At 72.6% G+C, this 20,736-nt stretch carries 19 protein-coding genes; 12 read left to right on the top strand and 7 right to left on the bottom strand.

The features are described from left to right. Positions 1-65: 65 nt before the first annotated feature. On the bottom strand, positions 66-1,022 hold the full coding sequence (locus ACFQ7Q_RS09265; protein WP_383551643.1) for an NAD(P)/FAD-dependent oxidoreductase: 957 nt from the start codon (positions 1,020-1,022) through the stop codon (positions 66-68). A 102-nt stretch (positions 1,023-1,124) separates the two neighbouring features. Here ACFQ7Q_RS09265 and ACFQ7Q_RS09270 point away from each other — a divergent pair, with 102 nt between their 5' ends. Genes ACFQ7Q_RS09270 through ACFQ7Q_RS09285 form a run of 4 tightly spaced genes read left to right on the top strand, consistent with a single transcriptional unit; the run spans position 1,125 to position 4,989 of the window. Beyond that, positions 1,125-2,201, top strand: a complete 1,077-nt coding sequence (locus ACFQ7Q_RS09270) for an oxidoreductase (RefSeq protein WP_383551645.1) — start codon at positions 1,125-1,127, stop codon at positions 2,199-2,201. An 18-nt stretch (positions 2,202-2,219) separates the two neighbouring features. Next, complete coding sequence (locus ACFQ7Q_RS09275) at positions 2,220-3,857, top strand: ABC-F family ATP-binding cassette domain-containing protein (RefSeq protein ID WP_383551647.1); 1,638 nt, start codon at positions 2,220-2,222, stop codon at positions 3,855-3,857. Then, positions 3,857-4,585, top strand: coding sequence for a 2-phosphosulfolactate phosphatase (locus ACFQ7Q_RS09280; RefSeq protein WP_383551649.1), 729 nt, complete (start codon positions 3,857-3,859; stop codon positions 4,583-4,585). Before ACFQ7Q_RS09275 ends, ACFQ7Q_RS09280 begins: the two co-directional genes overlap by 1 nt. Beyond that, entirely contained in the window at positions 4,582-4,989 is a 408-nt protein-coding gene (locus tag ACFQ7Q_RS09285) for a hypothetical protein (RefSeq protein WP_383551651.1), read from the top strand. Before ACFQ7Q_RS09280 ends, ACFQ7Q_RS09285 begins: the two co-directional genes overlap by 4 nt. A 320-nt stretch (positions 4,990-5,309) precedes the next feature. Here ACFQ7Q_RS09285 and ACFQ7Q_RS09290 read toward each other — a convergent pair whose 3' ends face one another. Beyond that, positions 5,310-7,709, bottom strand: coding sequence for a Tex family protein (locus ACFQ7Q_RS09290; RefSeq protein WP_383551653.1), 2,400 nt, complete (start codon positions 7,707-7,709; stop codon positions 5,310-5,312). Positions 7,710-7,808: 99 nt separating this feature from the next. Then, entirely contained in the window at positions 7,809-8,672 is an 864-nt protein-coding gene (locus ACFQ7Q_RS09295; protein ID WP_383551655.1) for a hypothetical protein, read from the bottom strand. A 135-nt stretch (positions 8,673-8,807) separates the two neighbouring features. Here ACFQ7Q_RS09295 and ACFQ7Q_RS09300 point away from each other — a divergent pair, with 135 nt between their 5' ends. Then, positions 8,808-9,779 carry a GlxA family transcriptional regulator gene (locus tag ACFQ7Q_RS09300; protein ID WP_383551657.1) on the top strand — a complete coding sequence of 324 codons (972 nt, stop codon included), beginning with the start codon at positions 8,808-8,810 and terminating at the stop codon, positions 9,777-9,779. Between the two features lie 217 nt (positions 9,780-9,996). Further along, positions 9,997-10,641, top strand: a complete 645-nt coding sequence (locus ACFQ7Q_RS09305; protein ID WP_383551659.1) for a DJ-1/PfpI family protein — start codon at positions 9,997-9,999, stop codon at positions 10,639-10,641. 7 nt (positions 10,642-10,648) lie between these two features. Here ACFQ7Q_RS09305 and ACFQ7Q_RS09310 read toward each other — a convergent pair whose 3' ends face one another. Continuing rightward, positions 10,649-11,392 (bottom strand): enoyl-CoA hydratase/isomerase family protein, encoded by a 744-nt coding sequence (locus ACFQ7Q_RS09310; protein ID WP_383551661.1) that lies wholly within the window; start codon positions 11,390-11,392, stop codon positions 10,649-10,651. Between the two features lie 66 nt (positions 11,393-11,458). On the opposite strand from ACFQ7Q_RS09310, the gene ACFQ7Q_RS09315 reads away from it, so the two are divergent. Then, positions 11,459-12,142 carry an HdeD family acid-resistance protein gene (locus tag ACFQ7Q_RS09315; protein WP_383551663.1) on the top strand — a complete coding sequence of 228 codons (684 nt, stop codon included), beginning with the start codon at positions 11,459-11,461 and terminating at the stop codon, positions 12,140-12,142. Between the two features lie 131 nt (positions 12,143-12,273). Beyond that, positions 12,274-12,837, top strand: a complete 564-nt coding sequence (locus ACFQ7Q_RS09320) for an ATP-binding protein (protein WP_383551665.1) — start codon at positions 12,274-12,276, stop codon at positions 12,835-12,837. Here the strand turns inward: ACFQ7Q_RS09320 and idi are convergent. From idi to ACFQ7Q_RS09335, 3 genes are all read right to left on the bottom strand, one after another. Beyond that, a complete protein-coding gene (gene idi, locus ACFQ7Q_RS09325; RefSeq protein WP_383551667.1) occupies positions 12,803-13,411 on the bottom strand; it encodes an isopentenyl-diphosphate Delta-isomerase in 609 nt (202 codons plus the stop codon). The genes ACFQ7Q_RS09320 and idi overlap by 35 nt on opposite strands. A gap of 143 nt (positions 13,412-13,554) precedes the next feature. Further along, a complete protein-coding gene (locus ACFQ7Q_RS09330) occupies positions 13,555-14,802 on the bottom strand; it encodes a GNAT family N-acetyltransferase (protein WP_383551669.1) in 1,248 nt (415 codons plus the stop codon). Positions 14,803-15,007: 205 nt separating this feature from the next. Then, the gene (locus ACFQ7Q_RS09335) at positions 15,008-15,949 is read right to left on the bottom strand and encodes a cation diffusion facilitator family transporter (RefSeq protein ID WP_383551671.1); all 942 of its coding nucleotides are present in this window, start codon (positions 15,947-15,949) and stop codon (positions 15,008-15,010) included. A 406-nt stretch (positions 15,950-16,355) separates the two neighbouring features. On the opposite strand from ACFQ7Q_RS09335, the gene ACFQ7Q_RS09340 reads away from it, so the two are divergent. The 4 genes from ACFQ7Q_RS09340 to ACFQ7Q_RS09355 are packed head-to-tail and all read left to right on the top strand — an operon-like array spanning position 16,356 to position 20,716. Then, on the top strand, positions 16,356-18,176 hold the full coding sequence (locus tag ACFQ7Q_RS09340) for a DUF5941 domain-containing protein (protein WP_383551833.1): 1,821 nt from the start codon (positions 16,356-16,358) through the stop codon (positions 18,174-18,176). Beyond that, entirely contained in the window at positions 18,173-18,910 is a 738-nt protein-coding gene (locus ACFQ7Q_RS09345) for a sugar phosphate nucleotidyltransferase (protein WP_383551673.1), read from the top strand. The genes ACFQ7Q_RS09340 and ACFQ7Q_RS09345 overlap by 4 nt, the downstream gene beginning before the upstream one ends. Next, positions 18,898-19,959, top strand: a complete 1,062-nt coding sequence (locus ACFQ7Q_RS09350; protein WP_383551675.1) for an iron-containing alcohol dehydrogenase family protein — start codon at positions 18,898-18,900, stop codon at positions 19,957-19,959. Before ACFQ7Q_RS09345 ends, ACFQ7Q_RS09350 begins: the two co-directional genes overlap by 13 nt. Further along, entirely contained in the window at positions 19,937-20,716 is a 780-nt protein-coding gene (locus ACFQ7Q_RS09355) for a CDP-alcohol phosphatidyltransferase family protein (RefSeq protein WP_383551677.1), read from the top strand. Before ACFQ7Q_RS09350 ends, ACFQ7Q_RS09355 begins: the two co-directional genes overlap by 23 nt. Positions 20,717-20,736 lie beyond the last annotated feature (20 nt).

Genomic DNA, 20,736 nt, shown 5'->3' on the forward strand with positions numbered 1-20,736 from the left:
CTGCTCGATCGTCCGATCGAGCAGGAGCCTCGGCCTTTCCGCGGCTCACCGGAGCTCACCGGTCGTCAGCCGACGGCCAGATCGGCCGCTCTCCGGGCACAGCCCCAGGCGACCGTCACCCCCGCGCCTCCGTGCCCGTAGTTGTGGACGAGCCGCCCGCCGCCCGGCAACCGCTCCACGGCGAGCCGCACCCCGCCCGACCGGGCCGGCCGCAGCCCGACCCGGTGACCCAGCGCCCGGGCGCCCGCGATCTCGGGCCGTACCCGCGCGCACCGCGCCACGATCGCCGCCGCGGTCGCGGGATCCGGGGCGAGCCGCTCGTCACCCTCCTGCGCGGTCCCGCCCAGGACCAGCCGCCCCGGCTGCGGGAAGAAGTACGTCGTTTCGCTCGACGCCGAGTCGGCCGCCGTGAACCACTCCTCGATCCCCGGGTTCTCCACCAGCACCAACTGCCCGCGCACCGGCCGCAGTCGCGCGTCCGGGGCGAGCTCCCGCGCACCGAGCCCCGCGCAGTCGACCACCACACGCCCCCGCTCCGCCACTTCGGCGAACCCGGTCACCGTCCGCCGCTCCACCACCCCGCCCGCCGCCTCGAACCGGGACCGCAGCCACTCCAGATGGACCGGCATGTCGATCAGCGGCAGTCGCGCCGCCAGCCCCACCTCGTACGGCCCCGGCACCTCCCCGGCCGCCAACTGCCGCAGCCCGGAGACCTCCCGCGCCCAGTCGCCCAGCTTCCCGAGGACCGTGTCGGCGTGCACACCGGGCACCAGCCGGACACCCGTGCGCCCAGGATCGTCCGCCAGCTTCTCGTACATCCTCAGCGAGTCCAGCGCCCAGGCACCGGTCTCCGCCTCCGGCTCGATCCGGTACGGCCACCACAGCGCGCCCGCCACCGCGGACGTCGTGCCGGCCGCCGTGTCCCGCGACCAGACCCGCACCCGCAGCCCGCGCTCCGCCAGGGTCAGAGCCGTCGTCAGACCGATGACGCCGCCACCGACCACGATCATCTGTTCGCTCATGAGCGGAAGGTACCCGGACCACGTGCGGACGGACCCCGCGCCGAAAGGCCAGGGTCGACGGACCATGCACGGATTGCCCGGCGCCGGGGAATACTTCCGAACATGTCTGTCGAGTACGCGTCCTTCGCCCTCGCCCCCGCGATACGCACCGGTGCCGTCTCCCCGGGCGGCAGCCACCGCATGCACCGGGACTTCCTGGACTTCGTCGTCGACGGGCGGCCGCTGCTCTTCCGCCTCGCCGACCTCGACGCCGTCTCGCCCCTCGCCTCCGATATCCCGCCCGCGATCCTGACCGACAGCGTCCGAGGGCTCCTCCTCGAGGCCGAGGCGCCGCTGGAGGGCGGTCGCCATGTGATCTACGGCTGCCCCGAGTGCGACGACCTCGGATGCGGGGCGGTCACCGCCGTCATCGAGCGCGACGGCGAGGACATCGTGTGGCGCGACTTCGCCTGGCAGACCGACGACAGCGCCGACCTCGACTTCAACGGCTACCAGGGGATCGGCCCGTACCGCTTCCGCGGCGACCTGTACCGCGCCGAGCTGGAGCGGCTCCTTCGCGACGACGAGGACGACACGGCCGCGCCGTCCCACCGCCGTGTCCTCCTCATCGGCGCCCGAGCGGCCGTCCTCGGCAAGCTCGCCGCCGCCCTGCGCACCATCGGAATCGGCGCCGACATCGTCCAGGACACCGACGGGGTCACCGACGACGAGCTGCGCGGCTACGGCGCCGTCGCCTTCGGCCGGGCCGTCACCGACGAGGTACGGGCCCGGATCCGCGCATCCTTCGGCCGCGCCGGCGCCGACGTGGCGTACGTCGACGGACTCGCCCCCGTCATCCCCGTCCTCGTCGCCCAGATCGTCACCGCCCTCGACCCCACCCCGCCGGAGCGGCGGCGCGTCACCGCCCTGGCCGCCACGGCGGCCGAGGCCACCGTCGAGGTCAGCTCCGCGGTCGGCGTCCAGCTCGTGGCCTACCGCCTCGACCGCCTCTACCGCACCCACGAGAAGCTGCTCCTCGACGACGTGCTGGAGCCCGGCACCCACCGGATCCCGCTCGACGCCAAGGCGATCAAGGGGCAGTCCTTCGTGGTGGCACGCACCACCGGCAGCGAGCTGGTGGCCCCGGTCGTCCGCTGGCCGGCCGGGCACCGACCCCTACGGACCCACCGGCGGGCCTGACCTAGGATTCATCTCCTGATGACTGCAACCCTCGTCGCCAAGGACCTCGCCGCCGGCCACGGCGAACGCTCCCTCTTCGCCGGCCTCGACCTCGTCGTCGCCCCCGGCGACGTCATCGGCCTCGTCGGTGTCAACGGCGCCGGCAAGTCGACCCTGCTGCGGCTGCTCGCCGGGCTCGACACCCCCGAGGACGGTGAGCTGAAGCTCTCCCCGCCCACGGCCACCGTCGGCCACCTCCCGCAGGAGCCGGAGCGGCGCGAGGGCGAGACGGTACGGGAGTTCCTGGCCCGCCGCACGGGTGTGGCCGCGGCACAGGCCGCCATGGACGAGGCCACCCAGGGCCTCGTCGACGGGACGCCCGGCGCCGACGACGCGTACGCCGTCAGCCTGGAGCGCTGGCTCGACCTCGGCGGCGCGGACCTGGACGAGCGCGCCGAGGAGGTCGCCGACTCGCTCGGCCTGACCGTCGGCCTCGACCAGCCGATGACCTCCCTCTCCGGCGGCCAGGCCGCCCGCGCGGGCCTGGCCTCCCTCCTCCTCTCCCGCTACGACGTCTTCCTGCTCGACGAGCCCACCAACGACCTCGATCTCGACGGCCTCGAGCGGCTCGAAGCGTTCGTGCAGGGGCTGCGCGCCGGCACGGTCGTCATCAGCCACGACCGCGAGTTCCTCACCCGCACGGTGACCAAGGTCCTCGAACTCGACCTCGCGCAGCAGCAGATCACCCTCTACGGCGGCGGCTACGAGGCGTACCTGGAGGAGCGGGACACCGCCCGGCGGCACGCCCGCGAGGACTACGAGGAGTACGCGGGCAGGAAGGCCGCCCTCGAAGCACGCGGCCACATGCAGCGGTCCTGGATGGACAAGGGCGTGAAGAACGCGCGCCGCAAGGCCACGGACGGCGACAAGCTCGGCCGCAACGCCCGCAGCGAGGCCAGTGAGAAGCAGGCCGCGAAGGCCCGGCAGACGCAGCGGATGATCGAGCGGCTCGACGTCGTCGAAGAGCCCCGCAAGGAGTGGGAGCTGCGGATGGAGATCGCCGCCGCCCCGCGCTCCGGCTCGGTCGTGGCGACCCTGCGCGAGGCCGAGGTCCGGCGCGGCGACTTCCGCTTCGGGCCCGCCACCCTCCAGATCGACTGGGCCGACCGCGTCGCCATCACCGGCGCGAACGGCGCCGGCAAGTCGACGCTGCTCGCCGCGCTCCTCGGCCGGATCCCGCTCGACGCGGGGGACGCGGTGCTCGGCTCGGGTGTCGTGGTCGGTGAGGTCGACCAGGCGCGGAAGCTCTTCCACGGCTCCGAGTCGCTGCTCGACGCGTTCTGCGCGGCCGTCCCCGAGACCGAGCCCGCGGAGGTGCGGACCCTGCTGGCGAAGTTCGGCCTCAAGGCCGACCACGTCCTGCGCCCCGCCACCACGCTCTCCCCCGGGGAGCGGACCCGGGCCGCGCTCGCCCTGCTCCAGGGCCGGGGCGTCAACCTGCTCGTCCTCGACGAGCCGACGAACCACCTGGACCTGGTCGCCATCGAACAGCTGGAGTCCGCCCTCGACTCCTACACCGGCACGCTCCTCCTGGTGACCCACGACCGACGCATGCTGGACGCGGTCCGCACCACCCGTCGTATCGAGGTCGCGGACGGCAAGGTGACCGAGCTCTGATGGGTGTCGCGTTCGGCTGGGGCCCCACGGAGGCGGCCGTCCTCGCCCGGGACGCGGCATGCCTGGTCGTCGTCGACGTGCTCTCCTTCACGACGTCGGTCGGTGTCGCGGTGGAGGCCGGTACCGCCGTCCTCCCGTACCGCTGGAGGGACGAGACGGCGGCGACCTACGCGACCGAACGGGACGCGGCGCTGGCCGTCGGCCGCGGCGAGGCGTCGCCGGAGACGCCGTGGACCCTGTCCCCGGCAGCCCTGCGGGCGGCCCCGCCGACCCCGCGCCTGGTCCTGCCGTCCCCGAACGGCTCCACGATCTCCGCCGGGGCCGGGGACACGACCGTGGTCGCCGCCTCGTTCCGCAACCGCACGGCCGTCGCCCGCTGGCTCGCCCGGCACGGGTACGGCTCCGAGTCCCTCCCGCTCGCCGTCGTCGCCTCGGGCGAACGGTGGCCCGACGGCTCCCTGCGGCCGGCCCTGGAGGACCTCCTCGGCGCGGGCGGAGTGCTGTCGGCCCTCTGCGCCCTCGGCTCGTACGCCCTCACGCCCGAGGCGCGGGCGGCGGCGACGCTCTGGGAGGCGACGGAGGATCCCGTGGCGGAGCTGCACCGCTGCGATTCGGGGCGTGAACTGTACGAGTACGGCTATCCGCAGGATGTGGCGGTGGCCGCCGAGGTCGACACCTCGGAGACCGTCCCCGTCCTGACGGACGGCGCATTCCTGGAGGCACCATGACCGACCTGCTGACCCGGCTCACCGAGATGCTGGACGACCTCGACGCCGACGTCGACGAGACGATCGACCTCGCGGACGAGATCGCCGCCTCGGGCGACGCCGCGCTCCTGCCGCGGCTCCAGTCCGAACTGGACCGCGCCCTCGTCGAGCGGAACGCCTACGCCCGCGAGCTGCTGGGCGGCGTCCTCGCCGCGATCGGCGGCCCGGACGCCCTGCCGGCGCTGCTGCGGGCCTCCTCCGTCGACCTCGGCGACGACCAGGACTCCCTGGCGGCGGAGATCGTCGACCTGGTCCAGGCCGACCCGGCACGCTCCCGCGCCCTGCTCCAGCCGCTGACGGAGGACGACGACCTGACGGTAGCCAACCGCGCCGAATGGGCCCTCCGCTTCCTCCCGAACGCGTAGCACCCCGGGGGCGTGGGGAACCGCGATCCCGGCAGGCCGCCGGCCGCGCGCCGATACCGCTGGTGAGCGCCGCCTGCGCCCTGGCGGCGTAGGTGTCCCGCGGTCCCGGCAGTCGCCGACGGCGCGTCGTCCGGCCGGTTCCCGCGGCAGGCCGCCGGCCCGCGCGGCACGGCAGTCGCCGACCGCGCGTCATCCCGGCCGGCTCCCGGCCATCGCGGCAACGCGCGCTGGTACCGCTGGTGAGCGCCGCGTGTGCCTGGACGGGCGGCGCGGTGCCTGTGCGAGAACGGGCCCGGCCGTGAGGCCGGGCCCGTCCGGTGTCAGCGGCCGCGTCGCTTGCCGCCGCCGCCCTCGTTCAGGAGGCCCGCCTTGCGCAGGGCGTCCGCCATCGCGCTGTTCGACGGGGCCGGGGCCTGGGAGCGACCCCGGTCGCCACCACCGCCACCGCCGCCCGCGCCACGGCGCTGCTGCGGCGGGCGGCCACCGCGCTCGCCGCGCTCACCGCGCTCGCGCTTCGGGGCACCCCCGCCGGCCGTCTCCGCGGTCGCCTCGTCGTCGAGCCGCAGCGTCAGCGAGATCCGCTTGCGCGGGATGTCGACGTCCAGGACCTTCACCCGGACCACGTCACCCGGCTTCACCACGTCCCGCGGGTCCTTCACGAACGTCTTCGACATCGCCGAGACGTGCACCAGGCCGTCCTGGTGCACACCGATGTCCACGAACGCCCCGAACGCCGCCACGTTCGTGACCACGCCCTCCAGGACCATCCCCGACACCAGGTCGCCGAGCTTCTCGACGCCCTCCTTGAACGTCGCCGTCTTGAACGCCGGCCGCGGGTCCCGCCCGGGCTTCTCCAGCTCGCGCAGGATGTCCGTGACCGTCGGCAGACCGAAGGTCTCGTCGACGAAGTCGTTCGCCCGCAGCGACCGCAGCACACCCGTGTTGCCGATCAGCGACGCGACCTCGCCGCCCGTCGTCTTCACCATGCGCCGCACCACCGGGTACGCCTCCGGGTGCACCGAGGACCCGTCCAGCGGGTCGTCGCCGCCCCGGATCCGCAGGAAGCCCGCGCACTGCTCGTACGCCTTCGGTCCGAGCCGCGCCACGTCCTTGAGCGCCTTCCGCGACCGGAAGGGACCATTGGCGTCCCGGTGCGCCACGATGTTCTCGGCCAGACCCGCGCCGATCCCCGACACCCGCGAAAGCAGCGGCGCGGACGCGGTGTTGACGTCGACACCGACGCCGTTCACACAGTCCTCGACCACGGCGTCCAGGGAACGCGAGAGCTTCACCTCGGACAGGTCGTGCTGGTACTGCCCGACCCCGATCGACTTCGGGTCGATCTTCACCAGCTCGGCCAGCGGGTCCTGGAGCCGCCGCGCGATCGAGACGGCACCGCGCAACGACACGTCCAGCTCGGGCAGTTCCTGCGACGCGAACGCGGAGGCCGAGTACACCGAGGCGCCGGCCTCGGACACCATGACCTTGGTGAGCTTCAGGTCCGGGTGCTTGGCGATGAGCTCGGCCGCGAGCTTGTCCGTCTCGCGGGAGGCCGTGCCGTTGCCGATGGCGACCAGCTCGACCGCGTGCTCCTTCGCGAGCCGCGCCAGCTTCGCCAGCGACTCGTCCCACTTGTTCGCGGGGACGTGCGGGTAGATCGTGTCGGTGGCGACGACCTTGCCCGTCGCGTCGACCACGGCGACCTTCACACCGGTACGGAATCCGGGGTCCAGGCCCAGGGTGGCGCGCGTGCCGGCCGGCGCGGCGAGCAGCAGGTCGCGCAGGTTCGCCGCGAAGACCCGTACCGCCTCGTCCTCCGCCGCCGTCCGCAGCCGAAGCCTCAGATCGATCCCGAGGTGGACCAGGATCCGGGTCCGCCAGGCCCAACGGACCGTGTCCTGAAGCCACTTGTCGCCAGGACGGCCTCGCTCGGCCACCCCGAAGCGGGAGGCGACCATGCCCTCGTACGCGGTCGGGCCGGGCGTCTCGGACGGCTCCTCCGGCTCCAGCTCCAGCGTGAGGACGTCCTCCTTCTCGCCGCGCAGCATCGCGAGGATCCGGTGCGAGGGGAGCGCCGTGAACGGCTCGGCGAAGTCGAAGTAGTCGGCGAACTTCGCGCCCGCCTCCTCCTTGCCCTCGCGCACCTTGGCGGCAAGCCGTCCCCGGCCCCACATCCGCTCGCGCAGCTCGCCGATGAGGTCGGCGTCCTCGGAGAACTTCTCGGTGAGGATCGCGCGGGCGCCCTCCAGCGCGGCGGCCGGGTCGGCTACGCCCTTGTCGGCGTCGACGAAGGCCGCGGCGGCTGCCGCCGGCTCCACCGACGGATCGGCGAGGAGCCCGTCCGCCAGCGGCTCCAGACCGGCCTCACGGGCGATCTGCGCCTTCGTGCGCCGCTTGGGCTTGAAGGGGAGGTAGATGTCCTCGAGCCGCGCCTTGGTGTCGGCGGCCCGGATCTGGGCCTCCACCTCGGCCGTCAGCTTGCCCTGCTCCCGTACGGACTCGAGGATGGCGGTCCGCCGGTCCTCCAGCTCCCGCAGATAGCGCAGCCGCTCCTCGAGGGTGCGCAGCTGCGCGTCGTCGAGCATCTCGGTCGCTTCCTTGCGGTAGCGCGCGATGAACGGCACGGTCGACCCGCCGTCGAGCAGCTCGACGGCCGCCCTCACCTGTCGCTCGCGTACGCCGAGTTCCTCGGCGATCCTGCCTTCGATGGACGTCGTCACGGTGTCCCGACTCGCCTTCTCGCGCCTCAAGCTTGCGACTGCATTGTGCCGGGTCGCCGACCGGATCGCCGCACCCGCCCCGCCCGCGCGGCGGTTCCGTCAGCCCTTGTCGCCGAGGTCCGCCGGGAAGGCCCCCGCCAGGAACGCCGCGTTACGGAAGCCCTTGCCCAGCTCCGTCAGGCGCTCGACGCCCGCCGCGCCCAGGTGCTCGTACGGCGCGGCGTCCAGGCGGTCGGTGTGCTCCTCCACCGCGTCGCGCAGAGCCACCCCCTCGGCGGTGAGCTCGCCGTCCGCGTCCAGCAGCCCGCGCTCGCGGAGCCGCTCGGCCGCGGCGTCCCAGTCGGCGCGCCGCCAGCCCCGGGCGCCCAGGGCCCAGCGCGGGTTCATGCCCATGCCCGTGGCGGTGTGGCTGACCATCGCCTCCAGCGGGTCGAGGCCCACGCTCAGGAGGGCCGCGAGGTGGCCGTCGCCCCGGTGCTCGCGCAGCAGCGTCGCGGCATGCCAGTAGCGCAGGTGCGCCTCCTCCGGGACCGGCAGGTCGGCGTGGGCCGAGTAGAGCGGCCGGGCATGCCGGGTGCAGCCCTCGGTGGCGCGCAGGGCGAGCTCGGCGGCCTCCGCCATCTCGGCCGACGCGACGGCCTCCTCACCGAGGAGCCTGCGCATCGTGGTGTCCACGGCGCGCAGGCGCGCGGCCACCACGTCCGTCGGCGAGGCGATCTCCCAGACGGCGGGAAGGTGCCGGGCCAGCAGCTCGACGTTGTAGTTGTAGAAGGCCGCGGCGACGGTTCCGGCGCCCACGGCGCCCATCGCGGCGCTGCGCGAGGCGAGCCGCATGGCCGACGTGTCCTCGAAGCCGAGGGCTCGGAACTCGGTGTCCAGGTCCGGTGAGAAGTACACCGTGGAGTGCATCGGGTTGAGCACGTGGTGGCAGCGGCGGCCCGCGCGGGGCGGCAGAGAGGTCATGGACGGCACGTTACCGACTGGTCGGTACGACCGGAAGTCCGGGGTGGACGCCGGTCGCGGTCGCCCGTGCGCATGGCAGGAAAGGTGGGGTCTTCGTCATTGCGGACATCACGCGCCCGGCCAAGGATGGAACGCATGACGAAGCGACCCGTGCTCGTCGTCCTCTTCGACGACGTGCAGAGCCTGGATGTCACCGGGCCGGTGGAGGTGTTCGCCGGGGCCGGACGCGCCGCCGGCGGTGACGCCGCGTACCCGATCCGGACCGCCTCGCTCGACGGGGGTCCGGTCCGCACCCAGAGCGGCCTGCGGATGCTCCCGGACACGACGCTCGCCGACGCGGACCGCCCGCACACCCTGCTCGTCCCCGGCGGCGAGGGCACCCGTCACGCCGACCCACGGCTGATCGACTGGCTGCGCGAGAACGCCCCGCATGCCGAGCGGCTGGTCTCCGTCTGCACCGGTGCCCTGCTGCTCGCCGAGGCCGGGCTCCTCGACGGCCACCGGGCCACCACCCATTGGGTCGCATGCGACCACCTCGCCCGCTGCTACCCCGAGGTCGAGGTGGAGGCGGAGCCCATCTTCGTCCGCGACGGCAGGATCTCCACCTCGGCCGGCGTGACCGCGGGCATCGACCTCGCCCTCGCGCTGGTCGAGGAGGACCTGGGCCGCGACACGGCGCTGACCGTCGCCCGCCATCTGGTCGTCTTTCTGCGCCGCCCGGGCAACCAGGCGCAGTTCAGCGCCCAGCTCGCTGCCCAGACCGCCCGCCGGGCGCCCCTGCGGGACCTCCAGCAGTGGATCACCGAGCACCCCGAAGAGGACCTCTCCGTCGAGGCGCTGGCGGCCCGCGCCCGGTTGTCGCCGCGCCACTTCGCCCGTGCCTTCCAGTCGGAGACCGGCACGACTCCGGGCAGGTACGTGGACCGGGTCCGGCTCGAGCACGCGCGCAGGCTCCTGGAAGAGACCGCCGTGGGGGTCCAGGAGGTCGCCCGGGCAGCCGGCTACGGCACCCCCGAGGCCATGCGCCGCGCCTTCGTCAAGGCGCTCGACACGGCCCCGGCCGAGTACCGCCGCCGCTTCCACGCACCCGTGTCACCGACGCGCTGAAGCGACGGACGCACAGAAACCCCCGCACGTGACCGACGCGTACGCACCGACCCGCCTCCCACCGACCCGACCGGCGCACGACCGCCGAACCACCGATCGCCGAACCGACCGGCGCACGATCACCGACCACCGATCACCGAACCACTACTGGCCACCGACTACGAACCACCGACTACGAACCACCGACCACCGACCACCGACCACCGAGGGGAACACCATGCAGATCGCCGTCCTGCTCTACGACCGCTTCACCACGCTCGACGCCGTCGGCCCCTACGAGCTGCTCGCCCGGCTCCCCGGAGCCGAGACCGTCTTCGTCGCCAAGGAGGCCGGCCCGGTCCGGGGCGACCAGGGAAGCCTCGCCCTCGTCGCCGACAAGACCCTCGCGGACGTCCCGAACCCGGACATCGTGCTGGTCCCCGGCGGGCCGGGCTCCCGCGAGGCGATGCACGACCCCGAGATCCTCGCCTGGGCCCGTACGGCCGACGCCACCAGCACCTGGACCACCTCCGTGTGCACCGGCTCGCTGATCCTCGCCGGCGCGGGCCTGCTCGACGGCCGCCGGGCCACCGCCCACTGGCTCGCGCTCGACGAGCTGAAGCCGTTCGGGGCCGAGCCCACCGGCGAGCGGGTCGTCTTCGACGGGAAGTACGTCACCGCCGCCGGAGTGTCCTCGGGCATCGACATGGCGCTCCACCTGATCGGCCGGATCGCCGGTGACGAGGTCGCTCAGACGATCCAGCTCCTGACGGAGTACGACCCGCAGCCGCCCTACGACGCGGGTTCGCCGGAGAAGGCGCCGGCCGGGATCGTCGCGCGCTGGCGTGGAGAGGCCGAGAGGGTTCTGGCCCAGGAGGGCTGACTCCTGGTCAGACCCCGTAGGTGAAGCGGGGCGCCCGGCGCTCCAGGAAGGCGGCGACCCCCTCCGCGGTGTCGCCGCTGCCGCGCGCCTCCTCCGCCCAGTGCGCGTCCCGGTCGGTGCGGCCGTCGGCGAACTCCTTCGCGGCCGCCTGCGTCAGCAGCGAGCGCGAGGCCAGGACGCGGGTGAACTCGCCCACCCGCTTGTCCAGTCCTCCGGCCGGGAGCACCTCGTCCACCAGGCCGGTGCGCAGCGCCCGCTCCGCGTCGATCAACTCGCCTGAGAAGAGCAGGTACTTGGCGGCAGAAGGCCCCACCAGCGAGGCCAGTCGGCGCGTCGAGGAGGACGGGTAGACGATGCCGAGCTTCGACGGCGTGACCCCGAACCGCGCGCCTTCCTCCGCGAACCGCAGGTCGCAGGCGGCCGCGAGCTGGCTGCCGCCGCCCACGCAGTAGCCGCGGACCGCGGCGAGCGTCGGCTTCGGGAAGGAGGCGAGCGCCTCCTCGGCCCGTACCGCGAGCGACTGCTGCTCGTCGCCCGGCTCCCGCAGCGTCGAGATGTCCGCACCGGCGCAGAAGGTCTCGCCCTGACCGGTGAGGACCAGGACGCGGACCTCGGGGTCGGTCGCGAGCGGGGCGAGGAGCCCGGGCAGGGACCGCCACATCGCGGCCGTCATCGCGTTGCGCTTGGCGGGGTTCGAGATGACGACGGTGGCGACCTCGTCGACGACGCTGACACTCAGCTGCGGCTCCATGCGCCGGATGCTATCCGGGCACCCCGACCGTACGATCAAGAAGGGGGTGCGAGGAGGAGGCGCCGCATGGCCCAGGGTTCCCACGACGCCGTACGCGAGGGCAGGAAGCTGCGCCGCAGTTTCGGCTGGCTCACCTTCCTCGGATTCCTGCTCGCCCTCGCCGGGATCGTCGGTCTGTTCTACACCGGCCTCGCCACTCTCACCTCGATGCTCCTCTTCGGCTGGCTCCTGCTCATCGGCGGTGTCGTGGGTCTGCTGCACGCCATCGAGTCCCGGGGCACCAGCTACTTCTGGCTCGCCGTGGTGGTGGCCGCCCTGAACATCGCGGCCGGTGTCGTCGTCATCCGTCATCCGGAGGGCTCGGCGGAGGCGCTGACCATGTTCGCGGCGCTGCTCTTCCTGACCGGCGGGGTGTTCCGGTTGGTGGGCAGTGTGGTGGTGCGCGGACCGCAGATGGGCTGGACGCTCCTCCAGGGGGCCTTCGGGATCCTGCTCGGCCTGCTGGTGCTCTTCGACTGGCCCGACAGCAGCCGCTACGTCCTCGGGGTCTTCTTCTCGCTCGCCCTGCTCTTCGACGGGCTCGGCCTCATCGCCATCGGTGTCGGAGGCCGGCGGATCGTCGGTATGGTCGCGCCCGAGGCGGCCTCTTCGCAGGCCCCGTCACATGTCCCTCCGCGGACGTCTCCGCCCGCCGCGGAGGAGATGCCTCCGAAGTCGTCAGAAGAAGATCAGGAGCAGTCGAACAACTGACGTTGGCATACTCACCCGATCAGAAGTCGGTCGATAAGTGTCGACTTCTGGTCAGTAGGCCGGTCCGGACCTACGGATTACCAAGACTCGATCCCGTGGCGACAATCGAGCACGAGGGTGGGAGCCGGACTATGGAGAGCCGGGGGAGCGTCCCCGCACGGCCACCGTCCTACGAAGGGGTCTGGCGCTTCACCGCTCCCGCGGTCGACGTCTCCGTTCCGCAGGCCCGGCATGCCGTTCGGGACCTGCTGATCCGTCAAGGGGTGCCGGCTCACGACGACACGGTCCAGGGCCTGCTCCTGATCGTCTCGGAGCTGGTCACCAACGCCGTCAAGCACGCGGCGTTGCTGTCCCCCGAAGTGGCGGTGGAGGTGGCGATCGGCGCGGAGTGGATCAGGGTGTCCGTCGAGGACAATCATCCGTACCGCCCCAAGGCGCTGGAGGCGGACTACGGGCAGACGGGCGGCCGCGGGCTGCTCCTGGTGCGGGAGATCGCGCTGGAGTCCGGCGGGGCATGCGACGTGGAGCACACCGCGAGCGGCGGCAAGATCATCTGGGCCGCCCTGCCCCTCGCACCGCAGGTGCCGGGGCCCGCGGCGGCGCCTGCGATCGGATCCCGGGCGCCCGCGACGGCGCCCGGCACCCCGATCCTGCCCGGGATCACCAGCCCCCGGACGGACCCGTCAGCTCCCTGACGGCCGGACGGGCCGCGTCCAGGACCGTCATGAACCAGGCGGAGAACGGCGCGGTCGCGTGCCGCTTCGCGAGCTCCTCCGCCGTCACGAAGGCGGTCTCCTCGACCTCCTCCGGGTCCGGCCGCAGATCGGCCTGCACCATGCCGACGAAGAGGTGGTTGTACTCCTGCTCCACCAGGCCCGACGCCGGGTCCGGGTGGTTGTAGCGGACGGTGCCCGCCTCGGCGAGCAGCGAGGGCGAGATGCCCAGCTCCTCGTACGTGCGCCGGGCGGCGGCCGCGAACGGCGCCTCGCCGGGGTACGGGTGGCCGCAGCAGGTGTTCGACCAGACACCGGGGGAGTGGTACTTGCCCAGCGCGCGGCGCTGGAGCAGCAGCCGGCCGGACTCGTCGAACAGGAAGACGGAGAAGGCGCGGTGCAGCTGCCCGGGTGCCTGGTGGGCCGCGAGCTTCTCGGCCGTACCGATGGTGGTGCCGTCCTCGTCGACCAGCTCGAGCATGATCGACGCCGGGACGCCGCCCGAAGAGACGCCGTTCGGCGAGCTGTGTGCGGCGGTGGCTGGTGTGGTCGGCATACCCATCCTTCGCTTCGATCCTCGGCCCGGTGGGGCCCCCTCAGTCTGCCGCACAAAAGCGGCTTGTCCGTACTTCGGAGGCCGGACATGGCCCGCTCCCACCACACCGGAGTACACCCGGTGGGGCGGGAGCGGGTGACGCGTCAGACGCCGAAGGCCGTCGGATAATGGATCATGCCCCGGGTGACCGGGGCGGAACCGTCGAGGACCAGCGCCATCATCGCCTCGTCCGGAACCTCGAAACCTGGCTTGATCCCATATTCAGACGCCCGTACGAAGCCGAATCGCGGGTAGTACTCCGGGTGGCCGAGCACCAGCACGAGCCGCTCCCCGCGCCGCCGCGCGGCGTCGAGCACGGCCCGGACCACGGCCTCGCCGGCACCCTCCCGCTGGTACGCCGGATCGACGGCGACCGGGGCGAGCGCGGCCGCCGGAGCGCCGTCGACGTGGCAGCGGGTGACGAGCGCGTATCCCGCCACCGTGCCGTCGGGCGCCTCGGCGACGTACGAGAGGCCGGGCAGCCAGGCGCCGGAGTCCTCCCGCAGGGCGTCGACCAGCGCGGCCTCGTCCGCGGTGGCGAAGGCGGCCGCGTTGATCTCCCGTACGCGCGGGATGTCGGCGGCCGTCTCCTCCCGCGTACGCCACCGGGGGTCGGCGGGCCGCAGGACGAAGCCGGTGTAGCCGTACTCGCCGCCGTGGTCACGGCGCATGGCGAGTTCCTCCCGGGTCGAGGCGAGGGCCTCGGCCATCCCGGGAGCCGCCGGGTCGGCGGCATCGGCCCGCGCCGAGAGCGGGCCGTAGTACTCGTCCCAGTCGCTCTCGGGCTGGGGGACGACCCCGAGGACGTGATAGCCGGCCTCGGTCGCCGCCGCGGTGTTGGCGACGGTGGTACGGAGCGGGTAGTGCCCGTCCCAGAAGGCGCGGGCCTCCCGGCTCGGTGCGTCCACCGTCCACTCGCACTCGGTGAGGACGAGGGTCCCGCCGGGAGCCAGCAGCCGGCGCCACTCGCGCAGCGCGGTGTCGAAGCCGATGACGTAGGCCGAGCTCTCGGCCCAGACCAGATCGAAGGATCCGTCGGGGAACGGGAGCGCGCCCATGTCGGCGACGAGCGTACGGACGGAGTCGCCGAGCCCGCGGGCGTCGGCGGTCCGTCGCAGCCCGTCGAGGAAGGGCTCGTGCAGGTCCACGGCCGTCACCTCGGCGCCGGCCTCGGCGGCCAGGAGCAGCGCGGAGCGGCCGGGGCCGCAGCCGAGATCGAGCACACGGGGCCGCTCGGGGAGCGGACCGGAGAGCGCGAGCAGGCGACGGGTGGTGGAGTCGGAGCCCGGACCCTGCCGCGGAAGACCGTGGTGCAGGGCGAAGAAAGCGGTGTGGAGATCGTTGTCGGACAACGTGGGAAACCCTTGTGTGAGGGGGCCCCGGCCGACGACGTGACGAACCGGTTCGGAGAACCGGGAGATCAGGTCAGCCGGAGACCCGGGAGCTGAAGCCGGACCGGGCGCTGCCGCACTGGGCAGCCTCCATCGCGACGGTCATCAACCTCAGCTCCTCTCTCACCTCACGTCTGTCGATCAACGGTAGCAGGCGCTCCCGAGGTCACAGGCAGAGTTTCGCCTCGTGCTCGGCGTGACCCGCCGGCTCCAGCTGGAAGGTGCAGTGCTCCACGTCGAAGTGGGAGCCCAGGCAGCCCTGGAGGTCGTGCAGCATCTTCTCGTGGCCCACCGAGTCCAGCGCGCCCTGGTCCACCACCACGTGTGCGGAGAGCACCGGCATCCCCGAGGTGATCGTCCAGGCGTGCAGATCGTGGACGTCCTCGACGCCAGGCAGCGCCAGGATGTGTGCGCGTACCTCCGCCATGTCGACGCCCTTGGGAGCGGACTCCAGGAGGACGTCGAGGGTCTCCCGCAGCAGCTTGAGCGTGCGCGGCACGATCATCAGGCCGATCAGGATCGAGGCGATCGGGTCGGCGTACTGCCAGCCGGTCGCGAGGATGATGCCCGCGGAGATCAGCACCGTCACCGAGCCGAGGGCGTCCGCGAGCACCTCGAGATAGGCGCCGCGTACGTTCAGGCTCTCCTTCTGGCCCCGGACGAGCAGGGAGAGCGAGATCATGTTGGCGACCAGACCGATCAGCGCGAACGCGATGGTCATGCCGCCCCGGGTCTCGGTCGGTTCGACGAACCGCTGGATCGCCTCGTAGAGCACGTAGCCGCCGACGCCGAGCAGCAGCAGGCAGTTGGCCAGCGCGGCCAGGATCTCGGCCCGGGCGAAGCCGAAGGTGCGGTTCTCGGTGGGCGGCCGGTTGGCGAAGTGGATCGCGAGCAGCGCCATCGCCAGGCCGACCGCGTCGGTCGCCATGTGGGCCGCGTCGGCGATCAGCGCCAGCGAGTTCGAGGCGATGCCGCCGACGGTCTCGATCACCATCACGGACAGTGTGATCGCCAGCGCGATCCGCAGCCGGCCCCGGTAGGCCGCGGCAGCGGTCCCCGTGGGCGGCTGTCCGCCGTGGCTGTGTCCGTGGTCGTGTCCAGCCCCCATGACAAGGCCTCCCGGTCGTGTCGTCTTGTTGCCCCGAGTCGCAAGTGAACTACGGGTGGGGGGTATGTGCAACACGGTACTGAACACCGTTGTCATATCGTCTGACCTGCGGTTATGTGCGCAGCTCGGGGTGGGGTGCGGCAGCCGCCTCGGGTGGCCGCGGAGCGCGGTTTGTGGGGCGGGGTGTCGATCGCCCATGATGATCTCCGCAGGACGGGGCGCGCTCGCGAGGATTCGAGTGGGCCCGGGGGAGTCCGCACCGCAAAGCCTCGATGAACTCCCGCTTTCGTTCATCCGATAGCCTCAGCCGACGTGCTGCCGCCCGATGCCGGGCCGTACCGCCGTGCCCGGGGCCGTGTCATGGGCCCCGCCGGCCCGCCCGTCAGCTCCAAGGAGTGAGTTCGTCCTGTCGACCGCCATCCTCACCGGTCCGCCGGTACCCGGATCGTCGCTCGACGGCGATCTGCGGTCGCTGGGCTTCGACGTCAAGGTCGCCTCCGACCCGCGTGACGCCGGTGCACTGCTCGCCGCCGTACCGGCCGACGAGCGGGTCGCCGTCGTCGACCCCCGCTTCGTCGGACACCTCCACGCGCTGCGGCTCGGCCTCACCGACCCCCGGTTCCCCGCCTCCGCCGTACCCGGCGCGCTCACCGCGCAGAGCGAGGTCCGACCGGCCCTCGCCCGCGTGCTGACCGACGTGTCCGCGCCGGTGCCGGGCGCCGACCACGGGCCCGTCGTCGCCGAGGGCGAGGCGCTGCCCGACACCCTCGCCGCCGCGCTCGACGCCGAGGGCGTCGCCGTGCACCGCCCCGAGCTCGGCTCGCTCGTGGCCGCCGTACCGACCGACGCGGAGAGCCGGCACACGGCCCGCAGCGCCGTCGCGGACGTCGACGACGAGGCCGTACGGCTCCGCTCCGCGGTGAAGGCCCACGACGGCTTCTTCACCACTTTCTTCATCAGCCCGTACTCGCGCTACATCGCCCGCTGGTGCGCGCGGCGCGGACTGACCCCCAACCAGGTCACCACGGCCTCGCTGCTCACGGCCCTGATCGCGGCCGGCTGCGCCGCCACGGGCGAGCGCGGCGGCTACATCGCCGCAGGCGTCCTGCTCCTGGTCTCCTTCGTCCTGGACTGCACCGACGGGCAGCTCGCCCGCTACTCCCTGCAGTACTCGACGATGGGCGCCTGGCTGGACGCCACCTTCGACCGCGCCAAGGAGTACGCCTTCTACGCGGGCCTCGCCCTCGGGGCCGCGCGGAACGGCGACGACGTCTGGGCGCTCGCGCTGGGCGCGATGGTCCTGATGACCTGCCGCCACGTCGTGGACTTCTCGTTCAACGAGGCCAACCACGACGCCACGGCCAATACGAGCCCCACCGCGGCCCTCTCCAACCGCCTGGACAGCGTCGGCTGGACCGTCTGGGTGCGCCGGATGATCATCCTGCCGATCGGTGAGCGCTGGGCCATGATCGCGGTCCTGACCGCCGTCACCACCCCGCGGATCGTCTTCTGGGCCCTGATCATCGGCTGTGCCTTCGGGGCCTGCTACACCACCGCCGGCCGGGTGCTGCGCTCGCTGACCCGCAAGGCGAAGCGGACGGACCGGGCCGCGCGGGCGCTGTTCGACCTGACCGACTCGGGACCGCTCGCCCAGCTCTGGGCAGGGACCCCCGGAGGCGCGCCGAGGACCTGGGCCGCTCCGCTGCTCGCGGCCTTCGGCGCCGCCGTCCTGGTGACCCAGGCCGCTTCCCGGGAGGTCGGCAGCCCCTGGGTCGTCCTCGCCGCTGTGATGTATGTCCTCTGCTCCGGCGTCGCCGTCTCCCGGCCCCTCAAGGGCCCGCTCGACTGGCTCGTACCGCCCCTGTTCAGGGCCGCCGAGTACGGCACCATCCTGATCCTCGCGGCCCGCTCCGAGGTGAACGGGGCCTTGCCCGCGGCCTACGGACTGGTTGCCGCCGTCGCCTACCATCACTACGACACGGTGTACCGCATCCGCGGCGGCACCGGCGCGCCGCCCGCGTGGCTGGTGCGCACGATCGGCGGTCACGAGGGCCGCACGTTGCTGGTGACCGTCCTCGCCGCCCTGCTGGCGAGCCGTGGCAACGACTTCACCCTGGCGCTCACCGCTCTGGCGGTCACCGTCGCGCTCGTGGTGCTCGTGGAGTCCATCCGCTTCTGGGTGTCCTCCGGAGCACCCGCCGTACACGACGAAGGAGAAACAGCATGATTGGCCTCGTACTGGCAGCCGGTGCCGGACGGCGTCTGCGCCCCTACACCGACACGCTTCCGAAGGCCCTCGTGCCTGTCGACGGTGACACCACCGTCCTCGACCTCACGCTGAAGAACTTCGCGGAGGTCGGCCTCACCGAGGTCGCCATCGTCGTCGGCTACCGCAAGGAGGCCGTGTACGCACGCAAGGAGGCCCTGGAGGCCACGTACGGCGTCTCGATCACGCTGATCGACAACGACAAGGCCGAGGAGTGGAACAACGCCTACTCCCTGTGGTGCGCCCGTGACGTCCTCAAGCGCGGTGTGATCCTCGCCAACGGCGACACCGTCCACCCCGTCTCGGTCGAGAAGACGCTGCTCGCCGCACGCGGCGACGGCCAGAAGATCATCCTCGCCCTCGACACGGTGAAGAACCTGGCCGACGAGGAGATGAAGGTCATCACCGCCGAGGGCAAGGGCGTCCAGAAGATCACCAAGCTGATGGACCCGGCCACCGCCACCGGTGAGTACATCGGTGTCACCCTCATCGAGCCCGAGGCCGCCGAGGCGCTCGCCGACGCCCTCAAGGCCACCTTCGAGCGCGACCCCGACCTCTACTACGAGGACGGCTACCAGAAGCTCGTCGACGACGGCTTCACCATCGACGTGGCTCCCATCGGCGACGTCAAGTGGGTCGAGATCGACAACCACGACGACCTCGCGAAGGGCCGTGAGATCGCGTGCCAGTACTGACCCGGCTGATCCCCTCGCCGGTCGTCGTCGACATCCGCCGGGGAGCGCTGGACGATCTCGCCGGCCTCCTGGCGGACCAGCGGATCTCCAGCAACGGCCGGATCGCCGTGGCGATCAGCGGCGGCTCGGGTCTGAAGCTGCGTGAGCAGTTCGCTCCCGAGCTGCCCGGCGCCGACTGGTACCCGGTCGAGGGCGGCACCATCGACGCGGCGGTCAAGCTCGCCGACGCCATGCGCGGCAAGCGCTACGACGCGGTGGTGGCCCTCGGCGGCGGCAAGATCATCGATGTGACCAAGTACGCGGCGGCCCGGGTCGGCCTGCCGCTGGTCGCCATCGCCACGAACCTGTCGCACGACGGCATCTGCTCGCCGATCTCCACCCTGGACAACGACAACGGGCGCGGCTCCTACGGTGTGCCGACCCCGATCGCGCTGGTCATCGACCTCGACGTGATCCGGGACGCCCCGGTGCGCTACGTCCGTTCCGGCATCGGCGACGCGATCTCCAACCTCTCCGCCATCGCGGACTGGGAGCTCTCGCACCGGGAGACCGGCGAGCCGGTCGACGGCCTGGCCGCGGCGATGGCCCGCAGCGCCGGCGAGGCGGTCCTGCGCCACCCCGGCGGCGTCGGGGACGACGACTTCCTCGTCACCCTCTCCGAGGGCCTGGTGATGTCCGGGATCGCCATGTCGATCAGCGGCGACAGCCGGCCCTCCTCGGGCGCCTGCCATGAGATCAGCCACGCCTTCGACCTGCTCTTCCCCCAGCGTGCGGCCAGCCACGGCGAGCAGTGCGGACTGGGCGCGGCCTTCGCGATGCACCTGCGCGGTGCCGCGGACGGTTCGCTGGGCATGGTCGAGACGCTGCGCCGGCACGGCCTGCCCGTGACGCCCGGCGAGATGGGCTTCAGCGTCGACGAGTTCGTCGAGGCCGTCACCTTCGCGCCGCAGACCCGTCCCGGCCGCTACACCATCCTCGAGCACCTCGACCTGTCCACCGACCAGATCAGGGACGCGTACGCCGACTATGCCAAAGCCATCGGTAGCTGAGCTCCGCCCGGTCGTTCACCCCGCGGGTGTGAAGGACCGGCGGAGCGGCGAACACTGGGCGGGCCGCCTGTACATGCGGGAGATCTCGCTGCGGATCACCCGGCACCTGGTGAAGACCCGGATCACGCCGAACCAGCTCACGTACGTGATGACGCTGGCCGGCGTCCTCGCCGCCCCGGCGCTGCTGATCCCCGGGATCTGGGGCGCCGTGCTCGGTGTGGTCATGGTCCAGCTCTACCTGCTGCTCGACTGTGTCGACGGTGAGGTGGCCCGCTGGAAGCAGCAGTTCTCGCTCGGTGGCGTGTACCTCGACCGGGTCGGGGCCTACCTCTGCGACGCGGCGGTCCTCGTCGGCTTCGGCCTGCGCGCCGCCGACCTGTGGGGCTCCGGGCGGATCGACTGGCTGTGGGCCTTCCTCGGCACCCTCGCCGCCCTCGGCGCCATCCTGATCAAGGCCGAGACCGACCTGGTCGGTGTCGCCCGGCACCAGGGCGGGCTGCCGCCGGTGAAGGAGGCGGCGTCCGAGCCGCGCTCGTCCGGCGTGGCGCTGGCCCGCAGGGCCGCCGCCGCGCTCAAGTTCCACCGGCTGGTCCTCGGCATCGAGGCATCCCTGCTGATCCTGGTCCTCGCGATCGTGGACTCGGTCAGGGGCGACCTGTTCTTCTCGCGGCTGGGCGTCGCCGTGCTGGCCGGCATCGCGCTGCTGCAGACGGTGCTGCACCTGGTGTCGATCCTGGCGTCGAGCCGGCTGAAGTGAGGACAAGCGTGAGTACGCCG

The sequence above is a fragment of the Streptomyces sp. NPDC056527 genome (assembly GCF_042794475.1).
In the GTDB taxonomy this organism is placed as follows: Bacteria; Actinomycetota; Actinomycetes; order Streptomycetales; family Streptomycetaceae; genus Streptomyces.

Bases quoted from the DNA above. Each gene is read 5' to 3' on its own strand.
- ACFQ7Q_RS09265 (WP_383551643.1), bottom strand. From the start codon at position 1,022: ATGAGCGAACAGATGATCGTGGTCGGTGGCGGCGTCATCGGTCTGACG.
- ACFQ7Q_RS09270 (WP_383551645.1), top strand. From the start codon at position 1,125: ATGTCTGTCGAGTACGCGTCCTTCGCCCTCGCCCCCGCGATACGCACC.
- ACFQ7Q_RS09275 (WP_383551647.1), top strand. From the start codon at position 2,220: ATGACTGCAACCCTCGTCGCCAAGGACCTCGCCGCCGGCCACGGCGAA.
- ACFQ7Q_RS09280 (WP_383551649.1), top strand. From the start codon at position 3,857: ATGGGTGTCGCGTTCGGCTGGGGCCCCACGGAGGCGGCCGTCCTCGCC.
- ACFQ7Q_RS09285 (WP_383551651.1), top strand. From the start codon at position 4,582: ATGACCGACCTGCTGACCCGGCTCACCGAGATGCTGGACGACCTCGAC.
- ACFQ7Q_RS09295 (WP_383551655.1), bottom strand. From the start codon at position 8,672: ATGACCTCTCTGCCGCCCCGCGCGGGCCGCCGCTGCCACCACGTGCTC.
- ACFQ7Q_RS09300 (WP_383551657.1), top strand. From the start codon at position 8,808: ATGACGAAGCGACCCGTGCTCGTCGTCCTCTTCGACGACGTGCAGAGC.
- ACFQ7Q_RS09305 (WP_383551659.1), top strand. From the start codon at position 9,997: ATGCAGATCGCCGTCCTGCTCTACGACCGCTTCACCACGCTCGACGCC.
- ACFQ7Q_RS09310 (WP_383551661.1), bottom strand. From the start codon at position 11,392: ATGGAGCCGCAGCTGAGTGTCAGCGTCGTCGACGAGGTCGCCACCGTC.
- ACFQ7Q_RS09315 (WP_383551663.1), top strand. From the start codon at position 11,459: ATGGCCCAGGGTTCCCACGACGCCGTACGCGAGGGCAGGAAGCTGCGC.
- ACFQ7Q_RS09320 (WP_383551665.1), top strand. From the start codon at position 12,274: ATGGAGAGCCGGGGGAGCGTCCCCGCACGGCCACCGTCCTACGAAGGG.
- idi (WP_383551667.1), bottom strand. From the start codon at position 13,411: ATGCCGACCACACCAGCCACCGCCGCACACAGCTCGCCGAACGGCGTC.
- ACFQ7Q_RS09335 (WP_383551671.1), bottom strand. From the start codon at position 15,949: ATGGGGGCTGGACACGACCACGGACACAGCCACGGCGGACAGCCGCCC.
- ACFQ7Q_RS09345 (WP_383551673.1), top strand. From the start codon at position 18,173: ATGATTGGCCTCGTACTGGCAGCCGGTGCCGGACGGCGTCTGCGCCCC.
- ACFQ7Q_RS09355 (WP_383551677.1), top strand. From the start codon at position 19,937: ATGCCAAAGCCATCGGTAGCTGAGCTCCGCCCGGTCGTTCACCCCGCG.